The following is a 15,628-nucleotide window of genomic DNA, read 5'->3' on the forward strand; positions in this document are numbered from 1 at the left end:
CACCGCCAGGGGCGCGCGGGTCGTCCGCCCCTGGCCGCGCGGCTTCGGCCGGCGGTTCGAGAGGCGACCTTCGACCGGACGGCCGCGTCCTTCGACAATCCGGGCTTCGTCGACGTCGTGATCCACAACTACGGAGTGAGCCGCTCGACGAGGGCGTCGACGAGGTCGCGGCGCTCCTGGACGCCGAGCAGACCGGGCAGCGTCAGCCGCTCGACGATCAGCCAGTTCAGGGCCAGCCACAACAGCTTGACCGTCGTCGCGTCGCCGGGAAGGCCCGTCTTCAGGTGGTTCTCCACGTTGAAGTCCAGGTCCGCGCGGATCCGTCTGGTGAGCACCTCGCGAAGTTCCGGCCGGCGGGCCGCTTCCAGCCGCAGCTCCAGCAGGGCCAGGAAACCCGTGGGGAACGCCGCCACCCGCTCGAGGAGTTCGTGCATCAGCTCGGTGAGGCGGGCGCGGTCGCGCGGGCCGTCGAAGGGCGCGGCGAGCGTCGCATCGTCGGGCACCAGCCGCTCGTAGACGCGCTCGCCCGCGCCGGTGAGGATCTCCTCGCGGCCGGAGAAGTAGTTGGAGGCGGTGCCGGTGGGCACCGCGGCCCGCTGGTCCACCGCGCGGAACGTCAGCCCGCGCGCGCCTTCCGCCGCCAGGACCTCGATCGCCGCGTCGAGCAGGGCCGCCCGTCGTTCGGGATTGCGCCGCGCCATCACTTGGAACCACTCCACTTGTAGTGTTAACGTTCGACCACTACAGGCAAAGTACTACGTTCGAGGTGTTCTGGGGGTTTCGTGCGCAAGCTCGTCTACTGCATCGCCGTCTCGATCGACGGGTTCATCGCCGGGCCGGGCGGCGAGGCCGGCTTCTACCCGGCGGAGGCGCCGGACATGGTCGAGTACCTCCGGGCGGAGTTCCCGGAGACCATGCCGGCCCACATCCGGCCGCGCATCGGGCTCGACGGCGTGCCGAACAAGCGGTTCGACACGGTCGTCATGGGCCGCGGCACCTACCGGGTGGTGCTCGACGTCGGCATCACCAGCCCCTACCCCCACCTGCGGCAGTACGTGGCGTCGACGACACTCGGCGAGATCGCCGACCCCGCGGTCGAGCTCGTCACCGACCCGGTGGCCACCGTCCGCCGGCTCAAAGAAGAGCCCGGTGCGGACATCTGGCTCTGCGGCGGCGCGCGGCTCGCGGGAGAACTGCTGCCGGAGATCGACGAGCTGGTGTTCAAGCGCTACCCGGTCGTCGCGGGCGACGGTCTCCCCGCGTTCACGGGATCCTTCCGGCCGCGGCCGTTCGCCCCGGTGGAGACCCGCACGTTCAGCCACGGCGGCACGGTCACCACTTACCGCCCCGCGTGAGGCCACAGCAGCGAATACGACGACGCCCCCGCCCTCGGCTGGCACACCGCGTCGGCCGTCGTTCCCGCGGCGCTCGCCCTGGCCGAACGCCACGGTGTCCCCGGGCGGCACCTGATCACCGCCGTGGTCGCGGGCACGCAGGTGATGGCCGCGCTCGGAGCCGCCACCACCACGATGGTCGCCACCGGCTGGCACGGCTCGAAGGTGCTGGGCGTGTGCGGGGTCGCGGCGGCCGCCGGGGTCGTGCTCGGGCTGAGCCCCGGACAGCTCACCCACGCCTTCGGGATCGCGGCGAGCGACGCCGGCGGCACCATGGAATACGACCGCAGCGGTGGCGAGGTCAAGCGCCTCCACGCGGGTTCGATCACCAGGCCGGCCTCGCCGCCGGCGACCTGGTGGAGCCGTACGCGATGCCCATCCCCGACGGCGACCCCGTGTTCAGCGCCCGGGTGGAGATCGTCCTGCGGGACGGCACGACCCTCGAGCACCGCCAGGCGGGTTTCCGCGGGCATCCCCGGCACCCGGCCACCGCGGCGGAGGTCGAGGGCAAGTTCCGGCCGAATGTCCACGGCCCCGTCGACGGCGAGCGTGCGGACGCGCTCGTCACCGTGGCCGGGAACCTGGACACCGAGGAAAGCGTGGCCGCCCTGACCGCGCTGCTCGGCATCGACCCGCGGAGCTGACCGGAGGGAGCGCGTCGTGTCCGGCTCACCGAAGCCCCCGGCCGGCCGTGGCCCGCGCCGGGACGCCGCCGAGAACCGCGCGCGCCTGCTGGCCGCGGCGGAACGAGTCTTCGCGGAACGGGGCACCAGCGCCGGTCCGGAAGACGTCGCGCGGGCGGCCGGCGTCGGCCCGGCCACCCTGTACCGGCGGTTCGGCACCAAGGACGCCCTCGTGCGGGAAGTGCTGGCCACGTTCTTCGGCCGGCTCGTCGAACTGGGCGAACGCGCCCACGCCCCACCGCCGGAGAAGTGCCTGGGCACCTACCTGCTGGCCGGCTTTCGCGGCCCGGTCGAGCACACCGCGGCCACGCTGACCGAAGAAGAGATCGCCTCGGCGGTCACAGGCGATTCGCGCTGAGGAGAGCGAGGAAGTCTTCGGCCGCGCGCTGTGCCCGGTCGGCGATCGCTTCTTCGCTGAGGGCGGGGCCGCCGAGCAAGGCGTTCTCGACGGCGTCGGTGCACAGCAGGCCGGAAAAGACCAGCGCGGCGCGGACCGGGTCGGTGATGCGCTCGCGGAGTTCAGCGGGCCAGCGGTCGAGGTACCGGACGAAGCGGCCGACCCGGTGCCCCTGCACGTCGCGCCGGTAACGCCGGCCCAGCTGCGGGAAGCGCTGCGATTCCTTCGCGACGACGCGGTACAACGCCAGCTGGTCGGGCCTCGTGAGGTGCCGGAGGTGTTCGCGACCGCAGTCGACCAGGCCCTGCGGGGGGATCCGGGTGAACCACGCGGGCTCCGCGTCGTCGTCCGGGGTTTCGCAGGCGGCCTGGATCACGGACACGAACAGGTCGTCCTTGTCCTCGAAGTGCCGGTAGAGGGTCTTGATCGAGACCCCGGCCGCCGCCGCGATCCGGTTCACCGAGCTGCCGGCATAGCCCTCCGTCAGGAACGCGTTCAGCGCCGCCTGCAGTATCGCGTCTCGCTTGCGCGCCATCAGCAGCGCTTTCGGGTTGTCCTCGCTCCAGGTGCGCATCTGCCCTCCTTGACAAAGCCTACAACAGCGAGCACTGTCGTTCATGCGACAGCAAGTGCTGTCGTATGGCGACGGAGGAGTGGCGTGATGAGCGGGAACCGTGTGCTGGTCCTCGGCGCGAGCGGGCTGACCGGCGGTGCCGTGGCGGCCCGGCTGGAGGCCGCGGACGCCGTCCCGGTCCGTGCGGCGCGCCGGTCGGATGTGGTGCGGCGCTGGAAGGAACAGGGGAAGGAGGCGGTGCAGCTGGACCTTGACGACGCGCGCACGTTCCCGGCCGCGCTCGCCGGAATCGATCGCCTCTTCCTGATGACCGGCTACACCTCGGCGATGACGCACCAGGCGAAGACGATCGTCGACGCGGCGGTCGACGCCGGGGTCCGGCACGTCGTCCACCTGGGCGTCTTCGGCAACGGCAAGTCCACCGATCCGCACTTCGCGTGGCACGAGCTGGTCGAGCGGTACATCGAGGGGTGCGGCGTGGCCTGGACCCACCTGCACCCGCACATGTTCATGGAGAACCTCGTCACCACGTTGCCGCTGCGAGCCGGGCGCCTGGTGTGGCCGATCGGGGACAAGCCGATGGGGTTCGTCGCCAACGCCGATCTCGCGGCGGTGGCCGCCAAGGTGCTCGCCGAAGGACCCGGCAGCCACCACGGCCGGGAGTACTGGCTGTCGACCGACCTGCTCGACGGTCCCGGCGTGGCGGATGCCCTCGGCCGTGGGCTCGGGACCCAGGTGGCCGTGGACGTGATCAGTCCCGACCGGCTGCCGCCGTTGTCGGACAGCCTGACCTTCATGGACGCGGCGTACGCGGCGAGCGGAGCGGAGTTCCTGCGGCAGCTCCACGACGGCCGGATGGACCATGCCGCGGTGACGACCGGAACGGTCGGCGAGCTGCTGGGGCGGCCGCCGATCCACCTGGACGCATGGGCGGCACAGAACCGGGATGCCCTGCTCTCGGCCGGCGCCGCGTCGATCACCCGCCAGGGGTCCCGAGTCCGTTGAGGATCGCGTCGACGCCGAACAGGAAGGCCTCGGCCGACTCCGCGGCGCGGCCGGGTTCGTCGTCGACGATCCCGGCGCGCACCAGTTCGGCCCGGTTCTGTTCTTCGGCGACGAAACCCAGGACGTAGTGGACGACGGTCCGGGCGGCCCACGCGGCCCGGCGCGACCCCAGCCGCTCGGCGAACAGGCGGTGCAGTGCCTGCGTCGGGGCGAGGATGTCCGGGCGGTACGCCTGCACGAAGGACACGACCTCGGCGCCGTCGCGGACCTCGAGCAGCGCCCTGCGGAGTTGCCGCGCGGCATCGCGGGGGTCCGTGGCCGACGCGGGGAACTCCTCGAGGACGCGCGCCGCGACGACGGCGAGCAGTTCCTGCTTGCTCTCGACGTGGTAGTAGAGGGCACCCGGCTGCACGCCGAGGTCCATGGCCACGCGCCGCATGGACAGGCTGCCCAGCCCGCGTTCGCGAAGCAGGTCGTACGCCCGGTCGACGATCTGGGCTCGGGTCACCTTCACCAGCACAGTGTTTCAACCGGACAGGGTGCCCGGCACCGCTGCGTGGCCTTGCTCGGCCCGGCCGCGCCCACCTAAGATTTGACAGGTGTTCAAAACCTTCGATGACCTGGCCTCCCGGCAGCTGGCCGGCGGTGTCCTGGAGCGCGACGACGCGCGAGCGGTGCTGGCGACGCCCGACGAGGACGTGCTCGGCCTGGTCGCCGCGGCCGGCCGGGTCCGGCGCGCGCACTTCGGCAACCGCGTCAAGGTCAACTACCTCGTCAACCTCAAGTCCGGGCTCTGCCCGGAGGACTGCAGCTACTGCTCGCAGCGCCTCGGCTCGTCGGCGCGGATCCTGAAGTACTCGTGGCTCTCGGCCGAGGAGACCGTCCGGCAGGCCACCGCGGGCATCGAGGGCGGCGCGTCCCGCGTTTGCCTGGTCGCGAGCGGACGGGGACCGAGCGACCGGGACGTCGATCGCGTCGCCGGAGTCGTCGAGGCGGTGAAGTCGGCGCATGCGGGCGTCGAGGTGTGCGCCTGCCTCGGGATCCTGGGGGAGGGGCAGGCCGAGCGCCTGCGCGACGCCGGCGTCGACGCCTACAACCACAACCTCAACACGAGCGAGTCCCGGTACGGGGAGATCTGCTCGACCCACGGGTACGACGACCGGGTGGCGACCGTCGAAAAGGCGAAGGCGGCGGGGCTGTCCCCGTGCTCGGGCCTGATCGTCGGGATGGGCGAAAGCGACGACGAGCTGATCGACGCCCTCTTCGCCCTGCGCGCCCTGGACAGCGACTCGATCCCGGTCAACTTCCTGATGCCGTTCGACGGCACCCCGCTCGCCGGCACCTGGGAGCTGACGCCGTCGCGCGCACTGCGGATCCTCGCGCTGGCCCGGCTGGCCTGCCCGGCGAAGGAGATCCGGGTGGCGGGCGGGCGGGAGATGCACCTGCGTTCGCTGCAGCCCCTCGCCCTGCACCTGGCGAACTCCTTGTTCCTGGGCGACTACCTCACCAGTGAAGGGCAGGCCGCGCAGGCCGATCTCGCCATGATCGCCGACGCCGGGTTCGAGGTCCTCGGCACGGGCGCGCACGAGCGCCGGACGGTGCCGTCGATCCGGACGCGCGGAGCCGGCACCACCGATCCGGCCAACGCGTGAACGCCGTTCCCCGCGGGCACGCCGTCACCACGCCGCCGGGATCGCCGACTGTGCTGCCGGGCTACCAGTCGGTGTCCGCGAGGACGCCGGGCAGGCCTTCGGTCAGCATGCGGCGGCGGACCCGGTGCAGCAGCCGGGCCGTGAAGAAGCCGCCGACGCCGCGGAAGCCGGTGTGCCGGTACGTCAGGCGGGTGCCCGCCGGGGTCTCCTCGAGGTGGCAGCGGACCGTGCTGGGCGCGTCGGTCTCCTGGTTGCGCCAGCTGAAGCTCAGCAGCTCCGGCTCGTCGGCCGCGAGGACCTCGCAGCGCACGACACCGTCCCAGCCGGGGACGGGTCTGCCGACGAACCGGAACCGCGTGCCGACCTCCGGGGCGAAGCCTTCCGGGCGGCCGCCCCGGCCGGTCGAGGTCCAGCGGGGGACCAGGGCCGGGTCGGTGAGCGCGCGCCAGACCCGGGGGCGGGGCTGCGGGTACTCCTGGACGATCTCGAATCCGGTCACGGGACGCCTCCGTTCGTTACAGTCACTGTAAACAGTACTCGGGCTGTATGCTGAGGCGGTGCCAAATGCCGAGTCGCTGCGGGAGCGGCGGAAGCGGGAACTGCGCGAACTGCTGTCGGACACCGCGACCCGGATGTTCCTGGAGCGCGGGTTCGACGCGGTCCGCGTCGCCGACGTCGCCAGGGCCTGCGGCGTCACGGAGAAGACCGTCTTCAACCACTTCCGCAGCAAGGAAGCCCTGCTCGCCGACCGCTGGGACGCCCAGGCCGACGCTCTGTGCGCCCGGCTCGCCGACCCCGCGACCGCCCCGCTCGACGCGGCGCTGGAGGTGCTCGGGCAGGAGCTCGCCTTCCTCGCCTCGGCGGCGCGCCGCCACGGCTGGGCCGACGTCCGGCGGTTCGGCGAGCTGATCCGGTCGACGCCGGCGCTGGCCGCCCACAACCGGGAGGCCCTCGACCGGCTGACCGACGTGGCGGCCGAGGCGCTGGCCGCCCGGTCCGGCGCGACCTCCGACGACCCCGCGACCCGGATCACCGCGACGGCGATCGCCGGGCTGTGGGACGTGCACGCCCGCAGCCTCCGGCGGCACCTGGCGAAGAACGCCACCGGCGTCGCGCGGGCCGTCCGGGCCGATCTCGAGCGGGCGGCCGAGGCGCTGCGGCGCGGAGTGGTGTGACGCGCGCGGCCTTGAGACCCTGGCCGCATCGCGCATAATGGCCACTGACCGACTGCTTGGTATGTGCCGGGCACCACACGAAGGAGACACCCAGCCGTGAACTCGTTCAAGGATCGCGTCGCGATCGTCACCGGGGCCAGCCGGGGCATCGGCCTCGGGATCGCGAAGACGCTCGTCGAGCGCGGCGCCAAGGTGTGCATCACCGCGCGGAAGCCCGAAGCGCTGGAAGAGGCGGTCAACTCCCTCGGCGGCCCGGACGTCGCCATGTTCGTGCCGGGCAAGTCCGACGACACCGACCACCAGGACGAGGCGATCGCCAAGACGATCGAGACCTTCGGGCGGCTCGACTACCTGGTCAACAACACCGGCATCAACCCCGTCTACGGCCCGGTGCTCGACATCGACCCGGCCGCCGCGGCCAAGATCCTCGGCGTCAACGTGCTTGCGCCGCTCGGCTGGACCAAGCGCGCCCGCGACGCGTGGATGGGCGAGCACGGCGGCGCCGTCGTCAACGTCGCCTCCGTCGCCGGCCTCGGCGCTTCGCCCGGCATCGGGATGTACGGCGTCAGCAAGGCCGCGCTGATCCGGCTGACCGTCGAGCTCGGCGCCGAGCTGGGGCCGAAGATCCGCGTCAACGCCGTCGCCCCGGCCGTGGTCAAGACGAAGTTCGCGACCGCGCTGTACGAAGGGCGCGAGGAGGAGGTCGCCGCCGCCTACCCGATGAAGCGGCTCGGCCTCCCGTCCGACATCGCGGGCGCGGTCGCGTTCCTGCTGTCCGACGACGCGGGCTGGATCACCGGCCAGACCGTCGTCCTCGACGGCGGCGTGACCCTGGGCGGTGGCCTGTGACCGGCGTCGTCGTCACCGGGGGCGGCGGGGGCATCGGCGCCGCGCTGGCCCGCCGCTTCGCGGCCGACGGGGCCCAGGTCGTCGTCGCCGACCTCGACGGCGACAAGGCCGCCGAAGTGGCCGCCGAGGTGAAGGGCACCGCGTTCGCGGGCGACGTCGCGAGCCCCGAAGGCGTCGCGAAGCTGATCGAGAGCGCCCGCGCAACCCTCGGCGAGATCGACGTCTTCTGCGCCAACGCGGGGATCGCGCCCTTCGGGGGCGCGGAAAGCCCCGAGGAGGTCTGGGCGCGCACCTGGGACGTCAACGTCATGGCGCACGTCCGCGCGGCCAACCTGCTGCTGCCGGCGTGGCTCGAGCGCGGCCAGGGCCACTTCGTCGCGACGGTGTCCGCGGCTGGGCTGCTGACCAGCCTCGGGTCCGCGCCGTACTCGGTGACCAAGCACGGCGCGCTGGCGTTCGCCGAATGGCTGTCGGCGACCTACCGGCACCGCGGTGTCACCGTGCAGGCGATCTGCCCGCAGGGCGTGCGCACCGCGATGCTGGAGAGCACCGGCACCGCGGGGCAGCTGCTGATGGGCGCGTCGGCGATCGAGCCGGAGCAGGTGGCGGACGCGCTGTTCACGGCCATCGAGGAGAAGCGGTTCCTGGTCCTGCCGCACCCCGAGGTCGCGGGCTACTACGCGGCGCGGGCCACCGAGACCGACCGGTGGCTCGGCGGGATGAACAAGCTGCAGCGCAAGGTCGAAGCGGCCCTCGAGGCGGAATGAACTGGCAGCCGGAGGTCGACGAGATCGCCCGGCGGCGCGCGCTGGCCGAGCGCATGGGCGGGCCGGAGAAGGTGGCCCGCCAGCACGCCGCCGGGCGGTCGACGGTCCGCGAGCGGATCGCGGCCCTGGCCGATCCCGGCAGTTTCGACGAGATCGGCGCGCTCGCGGGCACCGCGTCCTATGTGGACGGCTCGCTCGAGGCGTTCACCCCGGCCAACTTCGTGGTCGGCACCGCGCGGCTGGACGGCCGCCGCGTGGCGATCGGCGGCGACGACTTCACCGTCCGCGGCGGCGCGGCCGACGCCGCGATCATGGAGAAGCAGGTCTACGCCGAGCGGCTCGCGAACGAGCTCGGGCTGCCCATGGTGCGGCTGATCGAGGGCACCGGGGGCGGCGGCAGCGTCAAGATGCTGGAGCAGCACGGGTTCACCTACGTCCCGGTCAACCCGGGCTGGGACCTGGTGGTCGACAACCTCTCGGCGGTGCCGGTGGTCGCGCTGTGCCTGGGCCCGGTCGCCGGGCTCGGCGCCGCGCGGGCGGTGATGGCGCACCTGAACGTCCTGGTCGAGGACGTCGGGCAGCTGTTCGTCGCCGGCCCGCCGGTGGTGAAGCACGCGACGGGGGAGGACCTCACCAAGGAGGAGCTCGGCGGCGCGGACGTCCACCGGCGCAGTGGCGCGGTGGACCGGATCGTCGCGTCCGAAGCCGAGGCTTTCTCGGTGGCGAAGCGGTTCCTGTCCTACCTGCCGTCCTCTGTGGACGCGTTGCCGCCCGTGACGTCCACCGCGGACCCGGTGGACCGGGCCGACGAGGCGCTGCTGTCGCTGGTGCCGCGCAACCGGCGGCACCCGTACCGGCTGCGGCCCCTGCTCGACGGCGTCTTCGACGAAGGTTCGGTGTTCGACTACGCCGTGTCGGGCGGCTCGGCCTACGCGGGTCTCGCGCGGCTGGCCGGGCACCCGGTCGGCGTGCTGGCCACCGATCCGTACCGCGGCGCGACGCTGACGCCGGAGGGCGCCGACGTCATGACCCGGCTGGTCGACCTCTGCGAGACGTTCCACCTGCCCCTGGTGTCGCTGACCGACCAGGCGGGCATGGTGATCGGCGCGGCGGCCGAACGCGCGGGCGCGATCCGCCACGGCGCCCGCGCGGTGACCGCGGTGTACCAGGCGCGGGTGCCGATGGCCGAGGTGATCGTCCGGCGGGTGTTCGGCGTCGGCGGGGCGGGCCAGGTCAACCGGCACCGCCTCGTCCGCCGCTGGGCGTGGCCGTCCGGCGACTGGGGTTCCCTGCCGGTCGAAGGCGGGATCGAGGCGGCGTACCGCGCCGAGCTCGACGCGGCCGGCGACGAGCGGGCGGCGCGGATCGAGGAGATCCGCGCGCGCCTGGACGCGGTGCGTTCGCCGTTCCTGACGGCGGAGCGGTTTTCGGTCGAGGACGTCATCGACCCGCGCGAGACCCGGGCCCGGTTGTGCGACTGGATCGGGGACGCCTACGCCGTGCTGCCGAAACTGCTGGGCCGCCCGTCGTTCGGGATGCGCCCCTAGCGGACCCGGTACCAGTTCGGGCGCAGGAGCTCCAGGGCGACGGTGGTGCCGCCGGGGTGGTCGAACATCCGGACCCCGTCCCCGAGGAGCACCGGGACGGGCAACGCGAGGATCTCGTCGAGCACACCGGCCGCCAGGCACTGCCGGGCGACGTCGGCGCCGAGGATGTTGACGTACTTCTCGCCGGCGGCCTCCTTCGCCGCGGCGACGGCCTCGGCCAGGTCGCCGACGAAGGTGACGCCCGGCACCGGGGCCGGGGCGTGGTGGGTGAGCACGAACTGCGGTCCCTCCCAGCCGCCGCCGAACGCCTTGCCTTCGCCCTCGGTGCCCCGGTGCGGATCGTCGCCGCCGAACGTGCGGCGGCCGACCAGCAGCGCGCCGATGTCCGGGATCAGCTCGTCGACCACCGGATCGGGCCCGAGGTGGGGGGTCAGCCAGGACATGTCGCCGCCGGGTCCGGCGATGAACCCGTCGACCGACATCGAGAACGCGTACAGCAGCTTCGCCATGGGACCTGCTTCCGTCGAGCTTCAGTGACGAAGGTACGGACGGGCGCGGCACCGGGAACTCATCGGTCGCCCGGGTACGCGGGGAAACGCGGGGGACGGCGTTCGTTCCAGCTCGCCAGTCCTTCGGCCAGCTCCGGGCGGCCGAAGGACTCCAGCATCCGGGCCGTCGCCTCCCGGGCCGCCTCCTCGAGCGGCAGCCCGGCCTCCCGCGTGAACTGCTCCTTCATCACCGCCATCGAGCGCGGCGCGCTGTAAGTCGCCAGCTCGGTCGCGTAGGCGTGCGCGCGCAGCGGCAGCTCCTCGGCCGGCACGACCTCCTGGACCAGGCCGTAGTCGCACGCCTGTTCCGCGGTGAACGTGCGGCCGGACAGCAGCAGGTCGCGGGCCCGGCCCGCGCCGACCAGGGACGGCAGCAGCTTCGCGATGCCGTATTCGGCGATCAGGCCGCGGCGGGCGAACGCGGTGGTGAACTTCGCGCCCGCGGCGGCGAAGCGGACGTCCGCCGAACAGGCGATGACGAATCCGAGCCCGGCGCAGCCGCCGTTGATCGCGGCGACCACCGGAACGCCCACCGAGATGGCCGCCAGGACGTCCCGGAAGTTCTCGTGCCCGCCGCCCTGGGCGGGCGGCGCGGCGGCGATGGTGTCCAGCAACCCCAGGTCGGCGCCCGGGCAGAAGGCCTTGCCCGCCCCCCGTGACGACGACCGCGCGGACCTCCGGATCGGCGTCCGCCTGCCGCAGCAGGGCGCCGTAGCGGGCCTGCATCGGCACGTCCATCGCGTTGTTCCGGTCCGGCTTGGCGAACGTGCACGTGGCCACCGCGCCGGCCACCGCGTACCGCACACCATCCACAGTGGACTCTGTCATGGCCGTCTCCTCGGGGTCGGCCTCCAGACTAAGCGGTCGCTTGGGCCGCCGTCACGCGCCGGGCGTGGAAGCGCTGGCGGACCCGGGGTGCCGCCGAGCCGGGCGCGGTCTCCTCGGCCCGCCACTCGAAGCTGTCCGCGGTCAGCTCGGAGAAGATCCACGACCGGCCCTCCGCGTCGAGGCGGAAGCCGTCCGGGGTGGGCGTGCCGGCGAAGGGGATCACCCAGCCGCGCCCTGGCCCGAGCCACGTGGAGCGGAACGCCTCGATCGCCGGGTCGTAGAAGCGCAGGCTCATGCCCCATTCGCCGTCGGGCCCGCCCGCCGCCCGGGTCGCGCGGGACGGGCTGATCCAGACGTCGGTGAGCGCCCGGCCGTCGAGGGCCCAGGCGAAGTGCCACTCCCCGTCGGTGACGTCGGTGCCGCCGTCGTCGCGGACGTTCTCCACGACGAGCGCCCAGCTGCCGATCAGCGGCGCGAAGACGGCGAGACGGCCGGCGAGTTCCGGGCGGGGCGCGTCGGCGAGGAGCACCTCGGCCAGCACAGGGGGTGTCATGACAACATGCTGTCACTTTGGCAGTATGCTGTCCACCATGGACGAGGGAGTCGCCGCCTACCGCCTGCTCATCGCCGACGTCTACGAGCTGGCCGGGCTGAGCCGCCGGCTCAGCGAGCGGGAAGCCGCGGCGCACGGCACGACCGTCGCGCGCTGGCACGTGCTCAGCGCCGTCTCCGAAGAGCCGTCGACCGTGCCCGGGATCGGACGGCGGCTCGGCCTGGTCCGGCAGGCCGTGCGGCGGGTCGTCGACAACCTGCTCGAGGCCGGGCAGCTGCGTGCGGAGCCGAACCCGGCGCACCGGCGCTCGCCGCTGCTGGCGTGCACGCCCGAAGGCACGGCCGTGCTGGACCGCCTCTGGGCGGCCAGCGAACCCGCGCGCCGCGAGACCCTGGCCGCGGCGGGGGTCACCGCGGCGGAGCTGGCGGGGGCGCGGGAGGTGCTGCGGAAGGTGATCGGCGCGCTGGGTGAGTGAGTGCGAGTTCGAAATTATCGAACCCTTTGTTGATCGGGAAACCCTTGTGCGATAGTGCTTTCCGCCCGCACTGCCGCCGGAAGGGACGCCCCCGATGTCGAACGAAGAACCGAGCGGGCCCAGCCGGAGGCTGGTCCTGGGCGGCGTCGGAGCCGCCGTCGTCACGTCGGCCTTCGCGCCCGCCGCCCGGGCCGCCGGCGCCCTCGCCCGCCCGGACCTGGCCGTCACCGGCCGCGCGACGGACCTGGGCACCGGCTGGCGGTTCGCCCTCGCCAACCCCGACGGCGTCACCGACCCGGACGGCCGCTTCGACGGCGCCGCGGAGCCCGCCTTCGACGACTCTGCGTGGCAGGTCGTCGACGTCCCGCACGACTGGAGCATCGAGCTGCCGCCGGTCGCCGACGGCCGCACCAGCAGCGCGTCCGGCTTCTTCCGCGGCGGCCTCGGCTGGTACCGGAAAGCGTTTACCCTGCCGCCCGCCCTCGCCGGCAAGCGCGTCTCGGTCGAGTTCGACGGCGTCTACTCCGACGCGCACGTGTACCTGAACGGCACCCTGCTCGGCAACCACCCGTACGCCTACACCGGGTTCGCCTTCGACCTCACCGGCCGGCTGCACACCGACGGCCGGACGCCGAACGTCCTCGCCGTGCGGGCGGTGAACCCGCTGCCCAGCAGCCGGTGGTACTCCGGCAGCGGGATCTACCGCCGCGTCCGCCTGGTCGTCACCGAACCGGTGCACGTCGCCCGGCACGGCACCTTCGTCACCACCCCGGACGTCGCCGCGGGCCGCGGCACCGCGCGGGTGGCCACCGACGTCGTCAACGACTCCGGCACGCCGGTGACGGCCGAGGTGCGCACGACGGTCACCGACCCGGCGGGCCGGGTGGCGGCCAGGGGCTCGGCCACGGTGGCCGTCCCGGCCGGGGGCACGGCCACGGCGGTCACCACCCACGACGCCGGGCGCCCGCGGCTCTGGTCGACCGGCTCCCCGCAGCTGTACCGGGTGCGCACCGACGTCGTCGTGGCCGGGCGCGTGCTCGACACGACCACGGTGGACTTCGGCTTCCGGTACACCGAATTCCACCCGGACAACGGCTTCTCGCTCAACGGCGTGCCGGTGAAGCTGCGCGGGGTGAACCTGCACTCGTCGCAGGGCGCGCTGGGCGCGGTCGTCGACCCGGCGGCGCTGGAGCGCCAGCTGCGGCTGATGCTCGCGATGGGCGTCAACGCGCTGCGGACCGCGCACAACCCGCCCGACCCGCAGCTGGTGACGGTCTGCGAACGGCTCGGGATCCTCATGATGGTCGAGGCGTTCGACTGCTGGCGGACCGGCAAGGTCGAGTTCGACTACCACCGGGACTTCGACGCGTGGAGCGGCCGCGACATCGCGGAAATGGTCCACGCGGCCAAGAACTCGCCGGCGGTCGTGCTGTGGTCGATCGGCAACGAGGTGCCGGACGCGTCCATGACGGGCGGCCCGGCCATCGCCGCGTCGCTGATCGCCGCGGTCCGGGCGATCGACCCGACGCGGCCGGTCGTCATGGGCTCGGACCGCTACCGGAGCGTGCCCGCGCCGGGTTCGCCGCAGGACCTGATCCTCCGGCAGCTCGACGGCCTCGGCGTCAACTACAACACCGCCCAGTCGATCGACGGGCTGCACGCGAAGTACCCGGACAAGTTCTTCTTCGAGTCGGAGTCCTCGTCGGAGACTTCGACGCGCGGGGTCTACCAGGACCCGGACCTGCTCAACACGGGGGAGAACCACACGCCGGGCAAGCGGGCGACGTCGTCCTACGACAACAACCTGGCGTCGTGGACGTTCAGCGGCGAGTACTCGCTGAAGAAGGACCGGGACCGGAAGTTCTGCCAGGGCCAGTTCCTGTGGGCCGGCCAGGACTACCTCGGCGAGCCGACGCCGTACGACGTCTTCCCCGTCAAGACGTCCTTCTTCGGCGCGGTCGACAGCGCGGGCCTGCCCAAGGACGCCTTCCACCTGTTCCGCAGCCAGTGGACCACCGCGCCGATGGTGCACCTGACCCCGATGGACTGGACGGACCACCGGCCCGGCGAACCGGTCGCGGTCTGGGTCTACTCCACTGCGGACACCGTCGAGCTGGTCCTCAACGGCCGATCGCTGGGGACGAAGAAGTTCGACCGCAAGACCACAGTGGACGGACGGCCGTACCTCGAGACGACCGAACCGGTGGGGGACGACAAGAACGACCCCTCCGGCAGCTACACCAGCCCGAACGGCGGGACCGGCAAGCTGCACCTGACCTGGACCGTCCCCTTCGAGCCCGGCACGCTGACCGCGATCGCCCGCTCCGGCGGCCGCGAGGTGGCCCGTGACCGACTGGTCACGGCGGGTCCGCCGCACGCGGTCACGCTGACCGCCGAACCCCGCAGCGACACCGGGGCGATGTCCTTCGTGACCGCCTCCGTCGTGGACGCGCGGGGGATCGTCGTGCCCGGCGCCGAGCCGGTGCTGCGGTTCGCCGTCCGCGGGCCCGGACGCGTCGCCGGGGTGGACAACGGCCGGCAGGAACTCGCCCAGAGCTACCAGCAGCCGACGATCCCGGCGTTCCACGGCCAGGCCGTCGCGGTCATCGCGGCGACCGGCGGCCGCGGCCCGATCACCGTCACGGCGAGTGCCCCGGGCCTGGCGCCGGGGAAGGTCACCTTGGCGGGCACGAACCTCGGGCAGCGCCACGGCCCGGGAGCGCGGGCCGTGGAGCGGGCCGCGCCGGCGGACGCGCCGGGAGCGGACGCGAGCTACTCGGGCGCGCCGGACACGCTGCCGTCGGCGATGCTCGACGGCGATCCGGCCACCGGCTGGTCCAACTACTACGTCAAGCAGGCGACCGCGACGCTGAAGGCGGTGAGCCGGCCGCGCCCGCGGGACTGGGTGTCGCTCGCCTGGCCGACGTCCCGGCGGCTCGCCACGGTCACGGCGAACTTCGTCGTGGACGGGACGCGGGTGCTGCCGGACGCGGTCGAAGTCGCGTACCGGACCGCCCGCGGCTTCGAACCGGTGCGGAACCCCCGGATCGCGTGGGGGACCGGGTCGAACGACCCGACGACGATCTCGTTCGACCCGGTCGACACCGCCGAGGTGCGGGTCACGATGACCGCGCGGGGGTTCCTGCGGATCAGCGCACTGGCGGCCGGCTGACCCACGGGC

18 protein-coding genes and 1 pseudogene are annotated in these 15,628 nt (G+C 73.1%); 12 read left to right on the top strand and 7 right to left on the bottom strand.

The window, feature by feature from the left end; all coding sequences use genetic code 11:
• Window positions 1-128: 128 nt before the first annotated feature.
• Complete coding sequence (locus ACH54P_RS48070; protein ID WP_489917057.1) at window positions 129-701, bottom strand: TetR/AcrR family transcriptional regulator; 573 nt, start codon at window positions 699-701, stop codon at window positions 129-131.
• Between the two features lie 81 nt (window positions 702-782).
• On the opposite strand from ACH54P_RS48070, the gene ACH54P_RS48075 reads away from it, so the two are divergent.
• The 4 genes and pseudogenes from ACH54P_RS48075 to ACH54P_RS48090 all read left to right on the top strand — a co-directional run bounded on the left by ACH54P_RS48075 (window position 783) and on the right by ACH54P_RS48090 (window position 2,435).
• Window positions 783-1,355: a dihydrofolate reductase family protein gene (locus ACH54P_RS48075; RefSeq protein WP_489910000.1), complete on the top strand. Its 573-nt coding sequence runs from the start codon at window positions 783-785 to the stop codon at window positions 1,353-1,355.
• Between the two features lie 63 nt (window positions 1,356-1,418).
• A pseudogene (locus tag ACH54P_RS48080) lies at window positions 1,419-1,667 on the top strand (MmgE/PrpD family protein); the annotation flags it as partial.
• Between the two features lie 98 nt (window positions 1,668-1,765).
• Window positions 1,766-2,038, top strand: a complete 273-nt coding sequence (locus ACH54P_RS48085; RefSeq protein ID WP_489910001.1) for a hypothetical protein — start codon at window positions 1,766-1,768, stop codon at window positions 2,036-2,038.
• 16 nt (window positions 2,039-2,054) lie between these two features.
• Window positions 2,055-2,435, top strand: coding sequence for a TetR/AcrR family transcriptional regulator (locus ACH54P_RS48090; RefSeq protein WP_489910002.1), 381 nt, complete (start codon window positions 2,055-2,057; stop codon window positions 2,433-2,435).
• On the opposite strand, the gene ACH54P_RS48095 is transcribed toward ACH54P_RS48090, so the two are convergent.
• Window positions 2,416-3,048, bottom strand: a complete 633-nt coding sequence (locus ACH54P_RS48095; RefSeq protein ID WP_489910003.1) for a TetR/AcrR family transcriptional regulator — start codon at window positions 3,046-3,048, stop codon at window positions 2,416-2,418. The two genes, ACH54P_RS48090 and ACH54P_RS48095, sit on opposite strands and share 20 nt — an antisense overlap.
• An 87-nt stretch (window positions 3,049-3,135) precedes the next feature.
• Between ACH54P_RS48095 and ACH54P_RS48100 the strand changes: the two genes are divergently transcribed.
• A complete protein-coding gene (locus tag ACH54P_RS48100) occupies window positions 3,136-4,053 on the top strand; it encodes an NmrA family NAD(P)-binding protein (protein WP_489910004.1) in 918 nt (305 codons plus the stop codon).
• Here ACH54P_RS48100 and ACH54P_RS48105 read toward each other — a convergent pair.
• A complete protein-coding gene (locus ACH54P_RS48105) occupies window positions 4,025-4,567 on the bottom strand; it encodes a TetR family transcriptional regulator (RefSeq protein ID WP_489910005.1) in 543 nt (180 codons plus the stop codon). The genes ACH54P_RS48100 and ACH54P_RS48105 overlap by 29 nt on opposite strands.
• Window positions 4,568-4,652: 85 nt before the next feature.
• On the opposite strand from ACH54P_RS48105, the gene bioB reads away from it, so the two are divergent.
• Window positions 4,653-5,705, top strand: coding sequence for a biotin synthase BioB (gene bioB / locus ACH54P_RS48110; RefSeq protein WP_489910006.1), 1,053 nt, complete (start codon window positions 4,653-4,655; stop codon window positions 5,703-5,705).
• A gap of 61 nt (window positions 5,706-5,766) precedes the next feature.
• On the opposite strand, the gene ACH54P_RS48115 is transcribed toward bioB, so the two are convergent.
• Window positions 5,767-6,204: an SRPBCC family protein gene (locus tag ACH54P_RS48115; RefSeq protein ID WP_489910007.1), complete on the bottom strand. Its 438-nt coding sequence runs from the start codon at window positions 6,202-6,204 to the stop codon at window positions 5,767-5,769.
• 58 nt (window positions 6,205-6,262) lie between these two features.
• Here ACH54P_RS48115 and ACH54P_RS48120 point away from each other — a divergent pair, with 58 nt between their 5' ends.
• The 4 genes from ACH54P_RS48120 to ACH54P_RS48135 all read left to right on the top strand — a co-directional run bounded on the left by ACH54P_RS48120 (window position 6,263) and on the right by ACH54P_RS48135 (window position 10,043).
• Window positions 6,263-6,880: a TetR/AcrR family transcriptional regulator gene (locus ACH54P_RS48120; protein ID WP_489910008.1), complete on the top strand. Its 618-nt coding sequence runs from the start codon at window positions 6,263-6,265 to the stop codon at window positions 6,878-6,880.
• Window positions 6,881-6,976: 96 nt separating this feature from the next.
• Window positions 6,977-7,729 (top strand): SDR family oxidoreductase, encoded by a 753-nt coding sequence (locus tag ACH54P_RS48125; RefSeq protein WP_489910009.1) that lies wholly within the window; start codon window positions 6,977-6,979, stop codon window positions 7,727-7,729.
• Window positions 7,726-8,496, top strand: coding sequence for an SDR family oxidoreductase (locus ACH54P_RS48130; protein ID WP_489910010.1), 771 nt, complete (start codon window positions 7,726-7,728; stop codon window positions 8,494-8,496). Before ACH54P_RS48125 ends, ACH54P_RS48130 begins: the two co-directional genes overlap by 4 nt.
• Window positions 8,493-10,043, top strand: a complete 1,551-nt coding sequence (locus ACH54P_RS48135; RefSeq protein ID WP_489910011.1) for an acyl-CoA carboxylase subunit beta — start codon at window positions 8,493-8,495, stop codon at window positions 10,041-10,043. The genes ACH54P_RS48130 and ACH54P_RS48135 overlap by 4 nt, the downstream gene beginning before the upstream one ends.
• Here the strand turns inward: ACH54P_RS48135 and ACH54P_RS48140 are convergent.
• From ACH54P_RS48140 to ACH54P_RS48150, 3 genes are all read right to left on the bottom strand, one after another.
• Complete coding sequence (locus tag ACH54P_RS48140; RefSeq protein ID WP_489910012.1) at window positions 10,040-10,552, bottom strand: dihydrofolate reductase family protein; 513 nt, start codon at window positions 10,550-10,552, stop codon at window positions 10,040-10,042. The two genes, ACH54P_RS48135 and ACH54P_RS48140, sit on opposite strands and share 4 nt — an antisense overlap.
• A 59-nt stretch (window positions 10,553-10,611) precedes the next feature.
• Window positions 10,612-11,205 (bottom strand): enoyl-CoA hydratase-related protein, encoded by a 594-nt coding sequence (locus tag ACH54P_RS48145; RefSeq protein WP_489910013.1) that lies wholly within the window; start codon window positions 11,203-11,205, stop codon window positions 10,612-10,614.
• 242 nt (window positions 11,206-11,447) lie between these two features.
• Entirely contained in the window at window positions 11,448-11,972 is a 525-nt protein-coding gene (locus ACH54P_RS48150) for a hypothetical protein (protein ID WP_489910014.1), read from the bottom strand.
• Window positions 11,973-12,009: 37 nt separating this feature from the next.
• On the opposite strand from ACH54P_RS48150, the gene ACH54P_RS48155 reads away from it, so the two are divergent.
• Window positions 12,010-12,447 carry a MarR family winged helix-turn-helix transcriptional regulator gene (locus ACH54P_RS48155; RefSeq protein WP_489910015.1) on the top strand — a complete coding sequence of 146 codons (438 nt, stop codon included), beginning with the start codon at window positions 12,010-12,012 and terminating at the stop codon, window positions 12,445-12,447.
• 94 nt (window positions 12,448-12,541) lie between these two features.
• The gene (locus ACH54P_RS48160) at window positions 12,542-15,619 is read left to right on the top strand and encodes a glycoside hydrolase family 2 TIM barrel-domain containing protein (RefSeq protein WP_489910016.1); all 3,078 of its coding nucleotides are present in this window, start codon (window positions 12,542-12,544) and stop codon (window positions 15,617-15,619) included.
• Window positions 15,620-15,628: the final 9 nt, after the last annotated feature.

It is taken from the genome of Amycolatopsis sp. N2S4-7 (genome assembly GCF_058119595.1).